This window comes from Streptomyces sp. NPDC028289, from assembly GCF_055565975.1.
Window position 1 is genome coordinate 928,010 of sequence record NZ_JBVHTI010000005.1, and the last position, 18,971, is coordinate 946,980.

Genomic DNA, 18,971 nt, shown 5'->3' on the forward strand with positions numbered 1-18,971 from the left:
CATTGGGAGAACTCGAAGACGCGGTCATGACGCGGGTGTGGAAGTGGAACCGCCCGGTGACCGTTCGAGAAGTCCTGGAAGACCTTCAGCGGGAACGGTCCATCGCATACACCACGGTGATGACCGTCCTGGACAATCTCCATCAGAAGGGCTGGGTCCGGCGGGAGGCCGAAGGGCGCGCCTATCGATATGAGGCCGTCTCCACCCGGGCCGCCTACGCCGCCGCCCTGATGAACGAGGCCTGGTCGCAGAGTGACAACCCGGCCGCCGCACTCGTCGCCTTCTTCGGGATGATGAGCGACGAACAGCGGCGGGCCCTGCGGGACGCGGTACGCATCGTGCAGGGTCCGGATAGCGAGAGGGAAGACCGGGCGGCTCCGCAAGAGGAGAACCCCGGCTCGGTGGCGGACGCCGGCGGGCGATAGCGTCCGCTCATGTCAGCGACGCGCCCCGAAGTCACCGCAAAAGCCATCACCGTCCGGCGGGCCCGGACCAGCGATGTCCCGGCCGTGCGCCGCCTGCTCGACGTGTACGTTCGCGACCGCATCCTGCTCGACAAAGCCACGGTGACGCTTTACGAGGACATCCAGGAGTTCTGGGTCGCGGAACGCGACGACAACGCCGAGGTGGTCGGCTGCGGCGCGCTGCACGTGATGTGGGAAGACCTCGCGGAAGTGCGCACTCTCGCGGTGAACCGGGGCCTCAAGGGCGCCGGTGTCGGTCATCAGTTGCTGGAGAAGTTGCTGGAGACCGCACGTTGGCTTGGTGTTCGCCGCGTTTTCTGTCTGACCTTCGAAGTCGAGTTCTTCGGGAAGCACGGCTTCGTGGAGATCGGTGAGACACCCGTGGACACCGATGTCTACGCGGAGCTGCTGCGTTCCTATGACGAGGGTGTCGCGGAGTTCCTCGGACTCGAACGAGTGAAACCGAACACCTTGGGCAACAGTCGGATGCTTCTGCATCTGTGATCGCCGAGAGGCATCGAGAGGGATCCACGGGGATCGCGGCGTACAAGGGCCATCGAGGCAGAGATGGCCGGAGATCGGCCGGAGATCGGCCTGCTATTCCGGGCATCCCCCCTTGCCCCGGTGCCCTATGTCCGAAACGCGCATGTTTCCGGGTGGGAGCGGGCCCCTCGGCCTCTCCCAGGGGTTTGTGTTTTTCCCGCAAAAGCGGTTTGCTTTCCGAGGTACTGCAGTACTGCATATAACAGGGGGCGGCGAAACGGCGGGCGCCGCGACCCCGGCCCTGAAGTTATCGATGAAAGGAAATCCGGTGGCACAGAAGGTTCAGGTCCTTCTTGTCGACGACCTCGACGGCGGCGAGGCGGACGAGACCGTGACGTTCGCGTTGGACGGCAAGACGTACGAGATCGACCTCACGACCGCCAATGCGGACAAGCTGCGCGGCCTTCTCGACCCCTATGTCAAGGGTGGCCGACGTACCGGTGGCCGTGCCTCGGGCGGACGCGGAAAGGCCCGTGCGGCTTCCGGCGGCAGCCAGGACACCGCGCAGATTCGCGCGTGGGCCAAGGAGAACGGTTACGACGTCAACGACCGCGGCCGTGTTCCGGCGACGATTCGCCAGGCCTACGAGGACGCGAACGCCTGACTGTCCTCCGGCCCGCGGCCCACGCGCCGCAGCCGGACGCGGTGGCACTCGGTGGCCACAGTGTCCACCAGTCGTACGAGATCGGGGGCGCCTCCGACGCCCCCCATGGCCGACAGCGTCGGCAGCGAGGCCTCGACCTCGCACCCGGACTCGGGGGGCCGCAGCCAGACGGCGGCCCCCTGCACGGGCTCGGCCGGGGCCCCGGCGGATCCGGAAGGCGGCCGGATCCCGGTGACCGCCGGCCCGGGCCGTACCGGTGCGTCCATCGCGCCCCCGGCGCCCAGCGCCCGCAGATCGAGATCGAGGGCCGGTGCGCCCCACTCCAGCCAGGCCAGCAGCCCCGGCAGCTCCTCCGCACTGCCCGCTGCCACCAGCAGCCGCATCCGGTCGCCCTGAAGGGCCACCGGAGAGCCCGGCACCAGGTGCCTGAGCGCCCGTGCACCCGCCCGCGCCGGCACCTCCAGCACGTCGAAGCGCACGCCCGTGACCAGCCTTAGCGACTCTCCGGGCGCTCCGGGCACCGTTGCCCACCCCAGATCGTTCTCGTACCAGTGCCGGACGCCGCCCGGGCCGGAACCGGCGCCGCACTCGGAACCGGAAGCGGAATCGAACGGACGACGGGGGTGAGGGACCGTTGAAGCGGCCAGAGGTGCTGTGCCAGCCATACCGACTGAAACCGCCCCGACACCATTCGAGTTACGCTGGGTGCGCGTGTGGATGCGCACAGTTCCGGAAAACGGGGCGTGCGGGGGTCCGGAGAGACGCAAGGTTGTTCGCCCGTAGCGGAGGGACCGGGGGCCCACGGCATGGACTGTCCGTAGCTGCGGGTAAGACATCCCTAGTGGGAGGGGGCGACACGCAGGCGAGGGCGTCTCACGTTCGCCATCGGCGTACTGGCGGAAAGGGTAACTGCCTGGCCTGCGGGAACATCGTCTCGCACCATCGGGTTGGAGCAGATGTCGGCGTTCGGGGTCAGGAGGCCATCGACGGTGTCGGCAGTTGGAATGAGCGGTCCCCGCTTGCGGGACTAAGCTGCGGAAGGACAGAGAGGGGAAGTTCCCCCCACTGCCTGACCGCTCTGAGGAGCGATTAACGATGTTCGAGAGGTTCACCGACCGCGCGCGGCGGGTTGTCGTCCTGGCTCAGGAAGAAGCCCGGATGCTCAACCACAACTACATCGGCACCGAGCACATCCTCCTGGGCCTGATCCACGAGGGTGAGGGTGTCGCCGCCAAGGCCCTTGAGAGCCTCGGGATTTCGCTCGAGGCGGTCCGCCAGCAGGTGGAGGAGATCATCGGCCAGGGCCAGCAGGCCCCGTCCGGGCACATCCCCTTCACCCCCCGTGCCAAGAAGGTCCTGGAGCTGTCGCTCCGCGAGGCCCTTCAGCTGGGTCACAACTACATCGGCACGGAGCACATCCTGCTCGGCCTGATCCGTGAGGGCGAGGGCGTCGCCGCCCAGGTCCTGGTCAAGCTGGGCGCTGATCTCAACCGGGTGCGGCAGCAGGTCATCCAGCTGCTCTCCGGCTACCAGGGCAAGGAGACCGCCACCGCCGGCGGCCCTGCCGAGGGCACCCCCTCGACGTCCCTGGTCCTCGACCAGTTCGGCCGGAACCTCACCCAGGCCGCTCGTGAGTCCAAGCTCGACCCGGTCATCGGGCGCGAGAAGGAGATCGAGCGGGTCATGCAGGTGCTGTCCCGCCGTACCAAGAACAACCCGGTCCTGATCGGTGAGCCCGGCGTCGGCAAGACCGCCGTCGTCGAGGGCCTCGCCCAGGCCATCGTCAAGGGCGAGGTGCCCGAGACCCTCAAGGACAAGCACCTCTACACCCTGGACCTCGGCGCCCTGGTCGCCGGCTCCCGCTACCGCGGTGACTTCGAGGAGCGCCTGAAGAAGGTGCTCAAGGAGATCCGCACCCGCGGCGACATCATCCTGTTCATCGACGAGCTGCACACGCTGGTCGGTGCGGGTGCCGCCGAGGGCGCCATCGACGCGGCTTCGATCCTGAAGCCGATGCTGGCCCGCGGTGAGCTGCAGACCATCGGTGCCACCACCCTGGACGAGTACCGCAAGCACCTGGAGAAGGACGCGGCCCTGGAGCGCCGCTTCCAGCCCATCCAGGTCGCCGAGCCGTCCCTGCCTCACACGATCGAGATCCTCAAGGGTCTGCGTGACCGGTACGAGGCCCACCACCGGGTCTCCATCACGGACGAGGCGCTGGTCCAGGCCGCCACCCTGGCCGACCGGTACATCTCGGACCGCTTTCTGCCGGACAAGGCGATCGACCTGATCGACGAGGCCGGCTCCCGGATGCGCATCCGCCGGATGACCGCTCCGCCGGACCTGCGCGAGTTCGACGAGAAGATCGCCGCCGTCCGCCGGGACAAGGAGTCCGCGATCGACTCGCAGGACTTCGAGAAGGCCGCCTCCCTCCGCGACAAGGAGAAGCAGCTCCTGGCCGCCAAGGCCAAGCGGGAGAAGGAGTGGAAGGCCGGCGACATGGACGTCGTCGCCGAGGTCGACGGCGAGCTGATCGCCGAGGTCCTCGCCACGGCCACCGGCATCCCGGTCTTCAAGCTGACCGAGGAGGAGTCCTCGCGTCTGCTGCGCATGGAGGACGAGCTCCACAAGCGGGTCATCGGCCAGGTCGACGCCGTCAAGGCGCTGTCGAAGGCGATCCGCCGTACGCGTGCCGGTCTGAAGGACCCGAAGCGCCCCGGTGGCTCGTTCATCTTCGCCGGCCCGTCCGGTGTCGGTAAGACCGAGCTGTCCAAGGCGCTCGCCGAGTTCCTCTTCGGTGACGAGGACGCGCTGATCTCCCTCGACATGTCGGAGTTCAGCGAGAAGCACACGGTGTCGCGTCTCTTCGGTTCGCCCCCCGGCTACGTGGGCTACGAAGAGGGCGGCCAGCTGACCGAGAAGGTCCGCCGCAAGCCGTTCTCCGTCGTCCTCTTCGACGAGGTGGAGAAGGCCCACCCGGACATCTTCAACAGCCTGCTGCAGATCCTGGAGGACGGTCGCCTGACCGACTCCCAGGGCCGGGTCGTGGACTTCAAGAACACGGTCATCATCATGACGACCAACCTCGGCACCCGGGACATCTCCAAGGGCTTCAACCTGGGCTTCGCGGCCTCGGGTGACACGAAGACCAACTACGAGCGCATGAAGAACAAGGTCCAGGACGAGCTCAAGCAGCACTTCCGGCCCGAGTTCCTCAACCGCGTCGACGACGTGGTCGTCTTCCCGCAGCTCACGCAGGAGGACATCCTGCGGATCGTCGACCTGATGATCAGCAAGGTGGACGAGCGCCTCAAGGACCGGGACATGGGCATCGAGCTCTCCCAGTCCGCCAAGGAGCTGCTGTCCAAGAAGGGCTACGACCCGGTGCTGGGCGCGCGTCCGCTGCGTCGCACGATCCAGCGCGAGATCGAGGACACGCTCTCGGAGAAGATCCTCTTCGGCGAGCTGCGCCCCGGTCACATCGTGGTCGTCGACACGGAGGGCGAGGGCGAAACCAAGACCTTCACCTTCCGCGGCGAGGAGAAGTCGGCCCTGCCCGACGTCCCGCCGATCGAGCAGGCGGCCGGCGGCGCCGGACCGAACCTGAGCAAGGAGGCGTAGCCCTTCGGGGGTACGCCGAGGGAGGGGCCGGTGCTTTTCGGAGCACCGGCCCCTTCGCGTTGCTCAGACGTGGTCCATGGTGACGGTGGCGTTCGGGAAGAGGGCCGCGTAGTGGTCCGCGGTCAGATGGCTGGCGGTGCCGCGCAGGTCCACCTGGCGAAGTCCCGGCAACCGGGAGGCCAGGACGGAGAGGTCCTCGCCGCCGGACAGGGGGGAGACTCTGATTGAGGTGATGCCCGGCAACTCGGGCATGGCCTCGAAGGATTCCGGGAAATTCCTGAGGACCGACCTGTTGATGTAGAGGTCGGTCAGTCGGGGGAGTTCGGCGACGGCCCGCCAGTCGTCCGCCGTCAGCCCGGCACCGAGTCGGCTGAAGCTGAGTCGGCGGAGAGTCGACCACTGCTGCAGCCCTCGAAGGCCGCTCCGGTTCGTGGAGTTCGCTCCCAGGAAGAGGACTTCCAGCGGAGCATCGACGGGCAGGATGTCCGTGAGACGTTCGGCGGGTATTTCCTGATCCACGTAGAAGTATCTGAGTGAGTGCAACGCTCCGAGACCTGTGAGATCCGCGATGCCGTTGCAGCTGAGCTGGAGGAGGCGAAGCTCGGCGAGCCCGTCCAGGCCGTGCGCGGCCTCGCAATCGGTCAGCCTCAGGCTTGCGAGGGAACTGAACCGCAGAAGCGCACTCAAATCGGTGAGCAGGGAGTTGTCCTGCACGTCGAGGATGGTCACCGTCTCGGGCGCGGGTATGGCGGCGTAGATCTCTTCGACCGACTGCTCACCGCGGAAGTCCAGGTAGGGCCAGGGCCGCATCCGCGCCAGTTCCGCTCGCTGTTCGGCGGACTCGCAGGTGAGGCCGAGCTGCTTGCGATCCAGGTGATCCAGCACCTCTTTCGCGTACTCCGAGGCCTCGAAGCGCCCCCAGGTGCCGACCAGCTGTCGTCGCACATCCAGGTCAGGATGCTCGCGGAACCTCCGCAGCACCCCCAGGGCTCCCGTCGGTTCCTCCCCGCCCAGCAGCGAAGCCGTCACCGTCACCCCCAGTGCCTCCGCGTCGGTCAGCCCCTCCGGCCCCGGCAGCAGCTCCAGCACCAGCGGGCCCGCCTCCGCCAGGAGCTTCGCGTCCTCGCTCGTACGCGGCGGAATCAGGGCCGCCGCCCGCTGCTCCACCTCCGCCCGCACCCCCGGATCCAACGCCGTGGCGTGCTCCAGGCAGGCCAGTGCCAGCAGGGCCAGCCGAGGGGTGTCGTGGGTCAGCAAACGCCGAAGCAGCGAGGCTCGTTCGCGGGGCCGGGCGTGGGCCACCGCCATGCGGATCACGTCCTCCCACTGGGTGTCGGCCGCGTGGCTCGCCAGGACGTCCAGATGGCCCTCCTCCACCGCGTACCGCGCGCCCAGGTAGTCCTGGAAGGTGCGGTGGACGAAGTCCATGACCCCGTCGGCCGGCTGGCGGACCAGGCCGCTGCGCAGCAGGAGGGTGCGCAGGACGGTCGGTGCGTCCGAGCTGAGCGCGAGTGCGGGCAGGCAGCGTTCCACGATCCCCTCGGCCGTCTCCACCTCCATCTCCGTGCGGTCGCTCAACACCAGCGCGTAGGCCAGGCGTTGCAGCAGCTCCAGCTGGACCTCCTCGCTCAACTCGACCTCGTCCACCGCCCCCATGCCCCGCTCCCGGTCCCGGCGGGCCAGCAGCATCACGAGGGCGGCGTCGTACAACTCCTTGCGCCCGGTGGGGAGATAGCCGCGGCGCTCCCGGTGCAGCGCGCAGATCAGGCCGCACATCAGGGGGTTGGTGGCGAGGCGGGCCAGGTCGCGTTTGGTGTGGAGGGAGTCGAGGAGGGGGCCCTTGAACTGCGGGGCCTGGGCCGCCGTGTGCCAGCGGTCCAGGAAGGTCGTCACGTCCGCGCGGCGCATGGGGGCCAGCGTCAGTTCGCGGAAGCCCTCGGCGGCGAGCCACTCGGGGCGTACGGCGGTGGGACGGGAGGTCAGCATCCAGCGGTTGCCCGGGAACGCGCGGATCAGGGCGAGCAGCCAGTCGCGGGTGCGGTGGCGGTCGGCCGCCGGGATCTCGTCCAGTCCGTCGACGAGCACCAGGCCCCGGCCGGCCGCCAGGACGCGTTCCGTCCAGCCCTCGGGGGGCGTGAACGGGCAGCTGACGGCGGTCAGGAAGGCGGCCGGGGCGGGCAGTGCGCCCGCGCGGATCAGGGTGCGCAGCGGGAGGACGTACGGGATGCGCTCGCCGGTGCGCGCGGTGGTCACCGCGAGCCACTGGACCAGGGTGGTCTTGCCGGAACCCGCATCGCCGCGCAGCAGCACGCGGTCATGGCCGCGCATGGCCTCCTCGGCCGGCAGCTGGAGGGTGACGGGCGTGAGGCGGTCGGCCTCCGGCCGGTCGCCGGGCTTCTCGGCGGCCGTCGCCTCCAGGCTCAGGTAGGCCACTTCGAGGGGCCAGCGGTCCGGGGAGTCGCGCAGGTCGATGCCGTAGATGGTGATGTGGTTGTGGTGCTCGGCGACATGGGAGCGGTACTGGTGCTCGAAGGCGGTGTCGCGGGCGTCGGGGCGCGGGACGCGGCTGATCAGCTCGTCGATCTTGGCGATCAGTTCGGCCTGGGAGCGGGTCTGTTCCACGAGGGTGCGGGCGACAAAGGTGGAGCGGCGGGTGAAGAACTCCAGGATCTGGAGGCAGGCCCACTCCGTCGCGGAGTCGAGGAAGTAGCAGGCGTCCGAGGAGAGGCCGTCGGGCGCGGACGCCGCGGACTGCAGCCGCGCGGCCAGATCGACGTGGCCCAGCCGTACGGCCTGGACGTCGTCCATGTCGAGATCGCCGAGGGCGAGCAGTCTGCGGGCCAGCGCGTCGGCGACCGCGATCTGTTCCCTGGCCGGGAAGGGCGGCTCGCCGGGTGAGTCGACCGCCTGCCGGACCAGGTGCTCGGCGAGCTTGTGCACGTCCTTCTCGACCAGGGCGCGCTTCTCGCCGCGGAAGGACACCAGGCTCTTCAGCCGCACCGGCCTGTCCACCAGCCCCGCGCCCGGGCCGTCCGCCACGAAGAGCTTCTTCAGCAGCGGGCCCATCAGGCTCGACGCCAGCTTCCCGCCCAGTACCGTCGGCTCCATCCGCCACCCCCGTGAGTCCCGTCAGCGGATGGAGCCTATCGGCGACCTACGACAACTGGCCGTTGTAGTCGGGCAGCTTGAACGTTTTGTCGGCGTGGCCGCCCGAGAGGTCGGTGGCGCTGTTGCCGATGTTCGCGATGATGTCGTAGCCCTTGTTCTCGATGTCGACGCGCTGGGCGGTCTTGTAGGCGGCGACGTCCTTGAAGAGGTCGAGGAAGCCGCGGACGTAGAGGCCGGAGACCTGGTAGCCGTCGTGTTCGAGGTTGTACTCGGTCGGCAGGTAGATGATGCCGGGGCGGGCTGTGACGAAGAACAGCGAGACGCCGTGCTCCTGGGCGTACTTGGCGACGTTCAGGACCGGCTTGTTGGCCGGCTGGGGGTAGCTGAAGCCGAAGTCGGTCTCCAGCGTGGTGTTGTCGATGTCGAAGACGATCGCCTGCTTCTCGCCCGGCTGGGCGGCGGCGATGCGCTGCTTCAGGTAGGGCAGGGCCTGGTCCATGACGGACTGGCAGTCCTGCTGCCAGGTGGCGTAGTCGACCGTGGCGGAGCTGCTCTCCGTCGCGGCCTGGGCCGGCGCGGCCATCCCGGCGAGCGCGGCCACGGAGACGGCGGTGACGGATGTGCGGCGGATCCAGGTGCCTGTGGTCATCGGGGCGGGGTGTCCTCTCACGTCATGGCTCACGTCATGGCCAGTGGTGTCAGGGGCATGATGAGTGGGGCAGGTGGCGCGTGGGGAACCGTAGGGTTACTGGCCGGTAGGGCGCTAGAGGCGTGCGTCACATCGGTATATGCCGTTCGAGCGGCTGCGGGTGACATACCGCACGGGTGAAATGTCCGTTACTAGCGGAGATAGTGGATTCGCCCACCCGGGGCGAAAGGGGCCTACTTTCCCGCGCTCCGGGCGAGGCGCCCGCGTCGGGGCGGGTTTGCCCTGCCGGCATGGCGCGTGTCAAGAAATGGTCAATTTTGGGACGGGTTACTAGGAAGCGTCGTAGAAGGGCGACTTGAGCGGTTTTCGGGCTTCGGGTTACCAAGGGATGCCCCGTTCGGTGGCCGCCCCTGTGGGCCGGCGCCCGGAAGGGGTCCCTGTCGTCTACTCCACGAGGTTCCGATGTCCCTGCGCGCCGCTCTCCGTTCCCCCCGTACGTCCTCGCTCCGCAAGCGGGCCGCCGTTCTGGCCGCCGGTGTCGGGGTCACGGCCGTGGTGGGCTCGGGGGTCGCGTCGGCCGCCACCTCCAGTGCCGCCGCCTGGGTCGACCCGGTGAAGAAGTACACGCTCTCCGCGACCTTCAACCAGGCCGGCGGCATGTGGACCGCTCGGCACAGCGGGCAGGACTTCGCGGTGCCGAGCGGCACCGAGGTCGTCGCGGCGCACGGCGGCACCGTCGTCAAGGCCGGCGGCAACGGCGCCGGTGACGGTCCCGCGTACGGCAACGCCATCGTCGTCAAGCACGGCAACGGCCAGTACTCGCAGTACGCGCACCTGTCCCGGATCGACGTCAGGGTCGGCCAGATCGTCAAGACCGGTCAGCACATAGCCCGCTCCGGGAACACCGGCAACTCCTCCGGGCCGCACCTGCACTTCGAGATCCGTACGACCCCGAACTACGGCTCCGCGGTCGACCCCGTCGCCTTCCTGCGCGCCAAGGGCCTCATCGTCTGACCCGCCGGACTCGTCAGGACGGGTGTGAACCCCGGTGGGCCTGGGTCACCAGGTCCACGGCGACCTCCAGGACGGCCTCGCGCTTCTTCCGGGGGTCGCCCTCGACGTCCTGCATCACGAACATGCCGGCGTGCAGCGTGAAGAGCGCGCTGATGCAGCGGACCTGGTCGGTCAGGGCCGCGTCCGGGTCGATGATGATGTTCCGCAGGCCGCGCATCCGGTCCTTGAAGGTGTCGCCGATCCGCAGCTCCCGGACCGTCGCCTGGTTCTCCTGCATGAACCGGAACAGCGGCTCGGCGTCGCTCAGCGCCCGGTGGTAGCGCCGTATGATCTCCTGCTTCGTCTCCAGGGTGTGCGGCTGGCCCTTGCCCCACTCGATCAGGTCCTCGATCGGCCGCGTCAGGTCCTCGAAGACGCTGACCAGGATCTCTTCCTTGGTCTTGAAGTGGTAGTACAGGGCCGCCTTGGTCACGTCGAGGTGCTCGGCGATCTCCCGCAGGGAGGTCTTCTCGTACCCCTGCTCGGCGAAGAGTTCGAGCGCCACGTCCTGGATGCGCTGGCGGGTGTTCCCGCGGCGCTGCTGCTTGGTGCCGTCCATGGTGACGCTCATCCTCTTACTCCTCGCACTCCCGCGAAAACTTGCTTGCCGCCCGGCTAGTAAACTTACTTGACGCCCGGCTAGCAACGGGTCTAACTTCCGAGTGTACTGAACTAGCCGGGCGACAAGTAAGTAGCTGTCGCCAGGGGGAGTGGGAGAGATGGCGGACACCCAGGCGGCCGAGACCGGCCAGCAGATACCGGGGGCACCGGAAGCGGTCGCGCCACCGGAGAAAGAGCCGAAGAGCGTACGGGTCGTGATGCTCGCGCTCATGGTCGCGATGATGCTCGCGATGCTCGACAACATGATCGTGGGCACGGCGATGCCGACGATCGTGGGCGAACTGGGCGGTCTCGAGCACCTGTCGTGGGTCGTGACCGCCTACACCCTCGCGACCGCCGCGGCCACCCCGCTCTGGGGCAAGCTCGGTGACATGTACGGGCGCAAGGGCGCCTTCATGACCTCCATAGTCATCTTCCTGATCGGCTCCGCGCTCAGCGGCATGGCCCAGGACATGGGCCAGCTGATCGGGTTCCGGGCCGTCCAGGGCCTCGGCGCCGGCGGCCTGATGGTCGGCGTCATGGCGATCATCGGCGACCTCGTGCCGCCCCGCGAACGCGGCAAGTACCAGGGCATGATGGCCGGCGTCATGGCGCTCGCCATGATCGGCGGCCCGCTGGTCGGCGGCACCATCACCGACAACTGGGGCTGGCGCTGGGCCTTCTACATCAACCTGCCGCTCGGCGTGGTCGCGCTGGCCGCCATCAGCGCCGTACTGCACCTGCCGAAGAAGCGGAACAAGACGCGCATCGACTACCTCGGCGCCGCTCTGCTGACCCTCGGCATCACCTCGATCGTGCTGGTCACCACCTGGGGCGGCTCCCAGTACGCCTGGACGTCCGCGCGGATCATGGAACTGATCGCCATCGGCGTCGTCGCGCTGGTCGGGTTCGTCTTCTGGCAGACCAAGGCCGCCGAGCCGGTCCTGCCGCTGCACATCTTCCGCAGCCGCAACTTCACCCTGATGTCGATCATCGGCTTCATCGTCGGCTTCGTGATGTTCGGCGCCACGCTGTTCCTGCCGCTGTACCAGCAGTCCGTGCAGGGCGCGTCCGCGACCAACTCCGGTCTGCTGCTGCTCCCGATGCTCGGCGCGATGCTGGTGACCTCGATGGTCGCCGGCCGGGTCACCACCAGCACCGGCCGCTACAAGATCTTCCCCCTCGCGGGCGGCGTGCTGCTCGCCATCGGCCTGTACCTGCTGTCCACCATGGACACGGACACCACCCGGTTCATCTCCGGCGTGTACATGGCCGTCGTCGGCCTCGGCATGGGCTGCCTGATGCAGATCACCATGCTGGTCGCGCAGAACAGCGTGGAGATGAAGGACATGGGCGTCGCGTCCTCGTCCACCACCCTGTTCCGTACGCTCGGCTCGTCCTTCGGCGTCGCCATCATGGGCGCGATCTTCAACGCCCGGGTCAAGGACGTCATGGCCGAGCGGGCCGGCTCGCTCGGCTCCAAGATCACCGAGCAGTCGGCGCAGCTGGACGCGAAGAGCCTGGCCAAGCTGCCGGCGGCGGCGCGCGAGGCGTACCAGCACGCGGTGTCGGCCGGTACCCACTCGGCCTTCCTGCTCGGTGCCGTGATCGCCGTGCTGGTGCTGGTGGCCGCGGTCTTCGTGAAGGAGGTCCCGCTGCGGGGCGGGCCGCAGAAGGCGGACGAGGCGGCGCCGATGCCGGCGGTCGAGGCCGTCTGAGACTGGATGCGGGTGGTTCTGGGGGCTGCCGCCCCCAGGCCCCCGCATCATCGGCCTCCTGCCTCGTCCTCGATCTCCCCCACAGGGGGCACCCCCGGACGGGCTGGTTTCCTAGCATTGGCCCCGTGGACAAGTTGCGGCAGCTACGCCTCGCCAAGGACGCGATGGACCGGGACTGGGCCGACCCGGCCCTGGACCTCGACGCGGTCGCCGCGCACGCCGGGTACTCGCGATACCACTTCCTGCGCGCCTTCAAGGCGGCGTACGGCGAGACCCCCGGCCAGTACCTGACGCACCGCAGGATCGAGCGGGCCGAGGAGATGCTCCGCAGCGCGGACCTCACCGTCACCGAGATCTGCCACCTGGTCGGCTTCAGCAGCCTCGGCACCTTCTCGGCGAGGTTCAAGGCCCGCACCGGGCTCAGCCCCACCGAGTACCGGACCGAGCACGTCGGCCGCGGTGCCTCCCTCATCCCCGGCTGCTACGCCATGCTCTGGGCCGGCGGGTTCCCGGGCAGAAGCGCAACTTCCGAGAAGCGCGGCCCGGACCCGGCTGCCTACGGTGACGGACAGGAACAGCGACCGTCCGGCGGCCGAAGCCGGGCAGGCAGGAGAGCGGTCCCATGATCCAGGGCCTGGCCATCACCACCGTGTGGACCTTCGACCAGGAGCGCACCAAGGCCTTCTTCACCGAGAAGCTCGGCTTCGAGGTGCGCGACGACATCGCGATGGGCGACATGCGGTGGATCACCGTCGGCGCCAAGGACCAGCCCGGTGTCGAACTCGCCCTGATGCGCCTGGACGGACCGGGCCTCGACCCGGAGTCCGCCGAGGCGCTGCGCAAGCTGGTCGCCAAGGGGGTCATGGGGGCCGGCGCGTTCCGTACGGACGACTGCCGCGGCGACTACGAGACCTTCAGCGCGCGGGGCGTCGAGTTCGTCCAGGAGCCCAAGGAACGGCCGTACGGCACCGAGGCGATCTTCCGCGACGACAACGGCAACTGGTACTCGCTGACCGAGCGCAGCGAAGAGCTCGACTTCACCAAGGAGTTCTGAGCGTGCCGACGGAGACCGGGCCCGACCACACCGCCGTCCGCACCGCCCTGTGGCGGGCGCTGCACCTGCGCGCCGACGCGCCGCCGTACGTCATCGAGGACGAGGTCGGGCTGCGGCTCGCCGAACCGGACGCGGACGCCGCGGACACCGCGGACGGCTGGCGGGCCCGGCCGGACATGGACGTCGAGGCCACCCGGCGGACCCGGGCGTCCATCGTGGCCCGGGCCCGTTTCGTCGAGGACCTGGTGGTGGCCCAGGCCGGGCGCGGGGTGGACCAGTACCTCGTTCTCGGTGCCGGGCTCGACACCTTCGCGCAGCGCCGGGCCGCCGACGCCGTGGCCGCCGGGCTGCGGGTGTTCGAGGCGGACCGGGCCGGGGCCGTGGCCTGGAAGCGGCGGCGGCTGACCGAGCTCGGGTACGGGGTGCCGGACTGGCTGACGCTGGTGCCGGTGGACTTCGAGGGCGACTGGTGGGGGCAGCTGGTGGCCGCCGGCTTCGATCTGCGCCGGCCGGCCGTGGTCGCGTCCGCCGGGGTCACGATGTACCTCACGGAGGACGCCGTCGCCGCCACCTTCCGGCACATCGCGCGGCTCGCCCCAGGGTCGACGCTGGTCACGACGTTCCTGCGGCCGATCGAGGACGTCGAGCCGGACCAGCAGGAGCAGCTGCGGGTGGCGCAGCGGGGCGCGCGGGCCTCCGGCACGCCCTTCCTGAGCTTCTACGCACCCGGGCGGCTGGCGGCCCTGGCCCGCGAGGCCGGCTTCCGGGAGACCCGGCACGTCCCGGCGGAGGAACTCGCCGACCGCTACTTCACCGGCCGCACCGACGGCCTGCGCCCCTCCCGCGGCGAGGAACTCCTCGTGGCCCGCACCTGAACACACCTGAAGGCGCCACACCCTGGAGTGCCCCGTCAGGGGCATCCATCAGCCTGCGCGGCTCACCGGCTCACCGGTTTCCCGCCTGGGTCGGGCCCGGCAGCATCGGGTAGCTGCCGGTGGCCGTCGGGGCGTGTTCCGGGAGCCACAGGACGGCCACCGCGCCCTCCGCCGGGATGTGCTCGGGCGCGCCCGCGGGGCGGATGTTGCGGAAGGTCAGGCGGGCGCCCAGGACGCGCGCCTGGCCCGCCGCGATGGTCAGGCCCAGCCCGTGGCCCTGGCCGGCCCGGTCCTCGCTGCCGGTGCGGAAGCGGCTCGGCCCCTCGGCGAGGAGCTTCTCGGGGAAGCCGGGGCCGTGGTCGCGGACCCGGATGACCCGGCCCTCGACGGTCACCTCGACGGGCGGCTTGCCGTGCCGGGCCGCGTTGGCGAGCAGGTTGAACAGCACCCGTTCCAGGCGGCGCGGATCGGTGGTGACCTCCGACTCGTGCACCACCCGCACCTCGATCGCCGGGTCCTTCGCGGCCACCCGCCGGGTGACGAACTCGCCCAGCATGATGTCCTGCAACTCGGCCCGCTCGGAGGCGCTGTCGAGGCGGGCCACCTCCAGCACGTCCTCGACGAGGGTGCGCATCGCCTTCGCCCGGTCCAGGACCAGCTCGGTCGGACGGCCGGGCGGCAGCAGCTCGGCCGCCGTGAGCAGCCCGGTCACCGGCGTACGCAGTTCGTGCGCGATGTCGGCCGTCACCCGCCGCTCGGCCTCCAGGCGCTGCTGCAGCGCGTCCGCCATGGCGTCCACGGCCCGCGCCAGGTCGTCGGTCTCGTCCCGTACGACCCCGCCGATCGCCTCCCGCACCCGCACGTCCGGCTCGCCCTGGGCCACCTGGTTGGCCGCGGCCGCCGCCTTGCGCAGCCGGACCGAGAGCTGCCCGCCGATCAGCACGCCGAGCGCGCTGCCGCCGAGGACGACCGCGATGGAGCCGATGACCAGGGCCTGGTCGAGGTCCTTCAGCACATTGCTGCTGCGGTTCGCGAAGGTGCTGTGCAGGGACAGCACCCGCCCGTCCTTGGCCTGCACCGCGGCCCAGATGTCGGGCGCGCCGCTGCCGTGGTCGATGACGTCGGTCGCCCGGCGGCCCGCGTCGACCCGCTCCCGCAGGGCCGGCGGCAGCCGGGGGTCGTCGACCTTCACGTCCGGGAAGTTCGCCCTCCCGTACAGCTCGTAGTTGCGCTGGCCGATCTGCAGCCGCTCGTTGGCCAGCTCGCGCGCGTTGTCCAGCATCGAGACCCGGGCGGCGTTGTGCACCACCAGGCTCAGCGCGATCGCGACCAGCGCGCCGACCAGGGCGATCGCCGCGCTCAGCTTCCATCTCAGTCCGGTGCGCAGTCCCGGACCCCGGTACCGGTTGGAGAACCCCCGCATGACCGCCTCGCTCAGGCCTTCAACTTGTAGCCGAAACCGCGGACCGTCTCGATGCGGTCCTGGCCGATCTTGGTCCGCAGCCGTTGCACATGGACGTCGACGACGCGGGTGTCCCCGCCCCAGCCGTAGTCCCAGACGCGTTCGAGCAGCTTGTCGCGGGAGAGCACGGTCCCCGGCGCCGAGGAGAACTCCAGGAGCAGCCGCATCTCGGTGGGCGTCAGCGCGACCGGCTGCCCGGCCCGGCGCACCTCCATGCCCTCGGTGTCGATCTCCAGGTCGCCGAAGGTGAGCATGCCACCCGTCACCTCCGCCGCGTCCTCGTGCGGCTTCTCGCCACCGCTCGCGTGCCCGAAGCGGCGCAGCACCGCCCGGATCCGGGCGACCAGGACGGCCCCGTCGAACGGCTTGGTGACGTAGTCGTCGGCGCCCGCCTCCAGGCCCAGCACCACGTCGATCGAGTCGGCCCGCGCCGACAGCATGATCACCGGGACGGTCGACTCGTCGCGGATGCGCCGGCACAGGCTCACCCCGTCCAGGCCCGGGACCATCACGTCCAGCAGGGCGATGTCGGGCCGGTCGGCGCGGAAGGCCTCCAGTCCCGACAGGCCGTCGGGCATGGCGGTGACCGCGAAGCCGTCCCGCTCCAGGGCGAGCTGGGTGGCCTCGCGGATGACGTCGTCGTCCTCGACGAAGAGGACGTGGGTCTGGTCTGCCATCCCGGCTCTCTCGGTAGTGGGTTCAGTTGGCTGGGGAGGGCACCGGCGTGGCGCCGTCGTCGCCGCTGCCGGCCGCGTTGCCGTAGTCGGTGTGGTGGAAGTCCTCCTGGACGAAGCGTCCCGCGGACCAGCTGTAGGTGATCACGTTCTCGCCGGAAGGGCTCGACACCGGGTCGCCCTTCTCGTACACCTGCTTGGTCACGCTCAGGTCGCCCCGGTCTATCTCCGCGTAGACCGGGGACTCCTCGGCCTTGAAGACGTTCTTGTACGCGCCGCTCTCCCTGCGGTACACGTACGCCCCGACCCCGACCGCGTCCCCGCAGGTCAGGACATTGACGACAATGTCCTCGACCGGGCCGCCGGTCAGCTCGCCGTACGTCACGTCGACGGGGTACTCGTCGCCCGAGCACGGTTTCAGGTCCCGCTTCACCGTGGCCGAGACCGCCGGGTCGGCCTTCACCAGGGCGACCGCGTCGACCTTCTCGTACGTCTGCGACGGGTTGGGCGAGGGGGCCTTGGCCGCCGGGGCGGGCGCGACCGAGCCGGCGTGCGCCGGCCCCTCGTCACGGGCTCCGGTGCCGCCGGTGCCGCAGGCCGCGGCGAAAAGGGCGAGGGCGGCGAGCACGGCCGCCGCCGTGATCACCGCCTGTGCACTCGCCGGGCCTCTGCTGGACCCCGTGCCGGTCAGGCCGCGCAACGCTCCCGCTCCTCACGCTCCAGCGCGCGTGCGTCGAGGTCGCGTGACTCCAGCTCCTCGCGGAGCCGGGCGAGCGCCCGGTGCAGCGTGCTCTTGACCGTTCCGGCCGACATGCCGAGGGCGGCGGCCGTCTCCTCCGTGGACATCTGCTCCCAGTGTCGCAGCACCACGACACTGCGCTGCTTCGGAGCCAGCACCTTCATGATGTCCATGAGGAGAGCGCGGTCCGCGTGCTGCTCGGTGGAGTCCTCCACGCGCGCGTCGGGCAGCTGCTCGGTCGGGACCTCCTCCAGCTTCCGGGCCCGCCACCACTCGGTCCGCGTGTTGATCATGACCCGGCGCAGGTAGGCGTCGGCGAGCTTCTTGTCCTCGATGGTCTCCCAGCGGCCGTACGTCCGGACCAGCGCGGTCTGCAGCAGGTCCTGGGCGTCCGTCGGGTCCGGGACCAGCCGGCGGGCGCTGCGCAGCAGCGCGTCCTGCCGAGTGCGGACGTACTCCTCGAATTCGAGCACCTCGCCCTGCGCCATGATCAACCGCCTCCCGATCCCCGTCTTCCCCGGCCCTGTGCCTGAGTCCCTGCCGTCCCGCGGTCCTGGCGGGCACAGAAACGAAGCTACGGACCCGTTGTCACGGGGCTGTGCGGAGCAGCCTGCGGGTAGCAATCGGCTGTCCGTCGGTTGTGTAACGGAAGTAGGTACGGGGTAAGCGGGCGCAGGTTTATGCCCGGCTATGTGCTGATGTGCCGCGGGGTCGGTGTCGTAACAGAGCCCCGTCTCCTGTGATGTGGCTGTACGTCAGCCCAGCGGAAGCCGGTACAGGCCGCCCGCGAGCGGCTCCACCAGGCCGTCCGAGACCAGCCCGTCCAGTGCGCGGGCCCGCTGCACCGGCTCGTGCCACACCCGGTCGAGCGCCGTCTGCGGCACCGGGGCGTGCGCCTCCCGCAGGACGGCGAGCAGCTTGCCGCGCACCTGCCGGTCGGTGCCGGCGTACGTCTGCCCGCGCCGGGGCGCCCCCTCGTGCTCCGGCTTGCCGGCCAGCCGCCAGGCGCACTCCCCGGCGATCGGACACCGCTGGCACGTCTCGTTCTTCGCCGTGCAGACCAGCGCGCCCAGCTCCATCGAGGCGGCGGCCCAGCGGGCGGCGGTCCTGTCGTCCGGGGGCAGCAGTTCGCGGGCGAGCTTGCGCTCGGCGGCGGTGGTGGCGTTCGGCGGGTACTGCACACCGGTCACCGCCCGTGCGAACACCCGCCGCACATTGGTGTCGAGCACGGCGTGCCGCTGCCCGTACGCGAACGACGCCACGGCCGCGGCGGTGTACTCGCCGATGCCCGGCAGCGCGAGCAGCTGCGCGTGATCCGTCGGTACGTCCCCGTCGTGCCGTTCCGTTATGGCGACGGCGGCGCCGTGCAGCCGCAGGGCCCGGCGCGGGTAGCCGAGCCGGCCCCAGGCGCGGACCGCCTCGCCGGGCGCCTCGGCGGCGAGGTCGGCGGGGCGCGGCCAGCGGGCCAGCCACTGCTCGTACACGGGCAGCACGCGGCTGACCGGCGTCTGCTGCAGCATGAACTCGCTGACCATCACACCCCACGGGCCCGCCTCCGGGCGGCGCCAGGGGAGGTCACGGGCGTGGGCGTCGAACCAGGCGATCACAGGGGTGTGCAGCTTCTCAGTCATGGCCCTTCCGATCCTGCCACGTCCGGGGACGGGTGGGGTGGACGTGGTCCGCGGCGGGGGCGGGGCGTGGTCGCGGTTGACGCCACTCGCGGCGAAGAGCGGCCATGCCGACGGGAGTTGCCGGAATGATGATCCGGAAAAGTTGAGGTTTGGGCGGCGGGTGGGGCGAGGAACTG

Annotated in this window: 18 protein-coding genes; 9 read left to right on the forward strand and 9 right to left on the reverse strand. The window is 70.0% G+C overall.

Annotated features, from left to right (window positions below):
• The first annotated feature begins 2 nt into the window (after positions 1 to 2).
• The 3 genes from ACZ4UV_RS29015 (at position 3) to ACZ4UV_RS29025 (ending at position 1,611) form a co-directional block, all read left to right on the forward strand.
• Complete coding sequence (locus ACZ4UV_RS29015) at positions 3 to 425, forward strand: BlaI/MecI/CopY family transcriptional regulator (protein WP_451022773.1); 423 nt, start codon at positions 3 to 5, stop codon at positions 423 to 425.
• A 9-nt stretch (positions 426 to 434) separates the two neighbouring features.
• On the forward strand, positions 435 to 968 hold the full coding sequence (locus ACZ4UV_RS29020) for an amino-acid N-acetyltransferase (protein WP_294009416.1): 534 nt from the start codon (positions 435 to 437) through the stop codon (positions 966 to 968).
• Positions 969 to 1,275: 307 nt separating this feature from the next.
• The gene (locus ACZ4UV_RS29025; protein WP_093500012.1) at positions 1,276 to 1,611 is read left to right on the forward strand and encodes a histone-like nucleoid-structuring protein Lsr2; all 336 of its coding nucleotides are present in this window, start codon (positions 1,276 to 1,278) and stop codon (positions 1,609 to 1,611) included.
• Here the strand turns inward: ACZ4UV_RS29025 and ACZ4UV_RS29030 are convergent.
• Complete coding sequence (locus ACZ4UV_RS29030; RefSeq protein ID WP_451022774.1) at positions 1,590 to 2,276, reverse strand: SCO3374 family protein; 687 nt, start codon at positions 2,274 to 2,276, stop codon at positions 1,590 to 1,592. The two genes, ACZ4UV_RS29025 and ACZ4UV_RS29030, sit on opposite strands and share 22 nt — an antisense overlap.
• 430 nt (positions 2,277 to 2,706) lie before the next feature.
• Here ACZ4UV_RS29030 and ACZ4UV_RS29035 point away from each other — a divergent pair, with 430 nt between their 5' ends.
• Complete coding sequence (locus tag ACZ4UV_RS29035) at positions 2,707 to 5,232, forward strand: ATP-dependent Clp protease ATP-binding subunit (protein WP_467841749.1); 2,526 nt, start codon at positions 2,707 to 2,709, stop codon at positions 5,230 to 5,232.
• A 63-nt stretch (positions 5,233 to 5,295) separates the two neighbouring features.
• Here the strand turns inward: ACZ4UV_RS29035 and ACZ4UV_RS29040 are convergent, their stop codons facing one another.
• Both ACZ4UV_RS29040 and ACZ4UV_RS29045 read right to left on the reverse strand, forming a co-directional pair.
• Positions 5,296 to 8,340, reverse strand: coding sequence for an NACHT domain-containing protein (locus ACZ4UV_RS29040; RefSeq protein ID WP_451022855.1), 3,045 nt, complete (start codon positions 8,338 to 8,340; stop codon positions 5,296 to 5,298).
• Positions 8,341 to 8,386: 46 nt separating this feature from the next.
• Positions 8,387 to 8,989, reverse strand: coding sequence for an HAD family acid phosphatase (locus ACZ4UV_RS29045; RefSeq protein WP_390047543.1), 603 nt, complete (start codon positions 8,987 to 8,989; stop codon positions 8,387 to 8,389).
• Positions 8,990 to 9,451: 462 nt separating this feature from the next.
• On the opposite strand from ACZ4UV_RS29045, the gene ACZ4UV_RS29050 reads away from it, so the two are divergent.
• Entirely contained in the window at positions 9,452 to 10,003 is a 552-nt protein-coding gene (locus ACZ4UV_RS29050; RefSeq protein ID WP_451022371.1) for a M23 family metallopeptidase, read from the forward strand.
• Positions 10,004 to 10,016: 13 nt separating this feature from the next.
• Here the strand turns inward: ACZ4UV_RS29050 and ACZ4UV_RS29055 are convergent, their stop codons facing one another.
• Positions 10,017 to 10,613, reverse strand: a complete 597-nt coding sequence (locus ACZ4UV_RS29055; protein WP_451022370.1) for a TetR/AcrR family transcriptional regulator — start codon at positions 10,611 to 10,613, stop codon at positions 10,017 to 10,019.
• Between the two features lie 148 nt (positions 10,614 to 10,761).
• Between ACZ4UV_RS29055 and ACZ4UV_RS29060 the strand changes: the two genes are divergently transcribed.
• The 4 genes from ACZ4UV_RS29060 (at position 10,762) to ACZ4UV_RS29075 (ending at position 14,289) form a co-directional block, all read left to right on the forward strand.
• Complete coding sequence (locus ACZ4UV_RS29060; protein ID WP_467841753.1) at positions 10,762 to 12,360, forward strand: MDR family MFS transporter; 1,599 nt, start codon at positions 10,762 to 10,764, stop codon at positions 12,358 to 12,360.
• A 164-nt stretch (positions 12,361 to 12,524) separates the two neighbouring features.
• Positions 12,525 to 12,986 (forward strand): helix-turn-helix transcriptional regulator, encoded by a 462-nt coding sequence (locus ACZ4UV_RS29065; protein ID WP_390047805.1) that lies wholly within the window; start codon positions 12,525 to 12,527, stop codon positions 12,984 to 12,986.
• A complete protein-coding gene (locus ACZ4UV_RS29070; RefSeq protein WP_451022368.1) occupies positions 12,983 to 13,414 on the forward strand; it encodes a VOC family protein in 432 nt (143 codons plus the stop codon). Before ACZ4UV_RS29065 ends, ACZ4UV_RS29070 begins: the two co-directional genes overlap by 4 nt.
• Before the next feature lie 2 nt (positions 13,415 to 13,416).
• Positions 13,417 to 14,289 (forward strand): class I SAM-dependent methyltransferase, encoded by an 873-nt coding sequence (locus tag ACZ4UV_RS29075; RefSeq protein ID WP_467841757.1) that lies wholly within the window; start codon positions 13,417 to 13,419, stop codon positions 14,287 to 14,289.
• 70 nt (positions 14,290 to 14,359) lie between these two features.
• Here ACZ4UV_RS29075 and cseC read toward each other — a convergent pair whose 3' ends face one another.
• The 5 genes from cseC to ACZ4UV_RS29100 form a co-directional block, all read right to left on the reverse strand.
• Positions 14,360 to 15,712, reverse strand: coding sequence for a two-component system sensor histidine kinase CseC (gene cseC / locus ACZ4UV_RS29080; protein ID WP_451022366.1), 1,353 nt, complete (start codon positions 15,710 to 15,712; stop codon positions 14,360 to 14,362).
• 11 nt (positions 15,713 to 15,723) lie between these two features.
• A complete protein-coding gene (gene cseB, locus ACZ4UV_RS29085; protein ID WP_351714158.1) occupies positions 15,724 to 16,428 on the reverse strand; it encodes a two-component system response regulator CseB in 705 nt (234 codons plus the stop codon).
• A 22-nt stretch (positions 16,429 to 16,450) separates the two neighbouring features.
• On the reverse strand, positions 16,451 to 17,125 hold the full coding sequence (locus ACZ4UV_RS29090; protein ID WP_390047529.1) for a hypothetical protein: 675 nt from the start codon (positions 17,123 to 17,125) through the stop codon (positions 16,451 to 16,453).
• Positions 17,113 to 17,652 carry a SigE family RNA polymerase sigma factor gene (locus tag ACZ4UV_RS29095; RefSeq protein ID WP_390047527.1) on the reverse strand — a complete coding sequence of 180 codons (540 nt, stop codon included), beginning with the start codon at positions 17,650 to 17,652 and terminating at the stop codon, positions 17,113 to 17,115. The genes ACZ4UV_RS29090 and ACZ4UV_RS29095 overlap by 13 nt, the downstream gene beginning before the upstream one ends.
• Before the next feature lie 267 nt (positions 17,653 to 17,919).
• Positions 17,920 to 18,795, reverse strand: a complete 876-nt coding sequence (locus ACZ4UV_RS29100) for an HhH-GPD family protein (protein ID WP_467841762.1) — start codon at positions 18,793 to 18,795, stop codon at positions 17,920 to 17,922.
• Between the last annotated feature and the right edge of the window lie 176 nt (positions 18,796 to 18,971).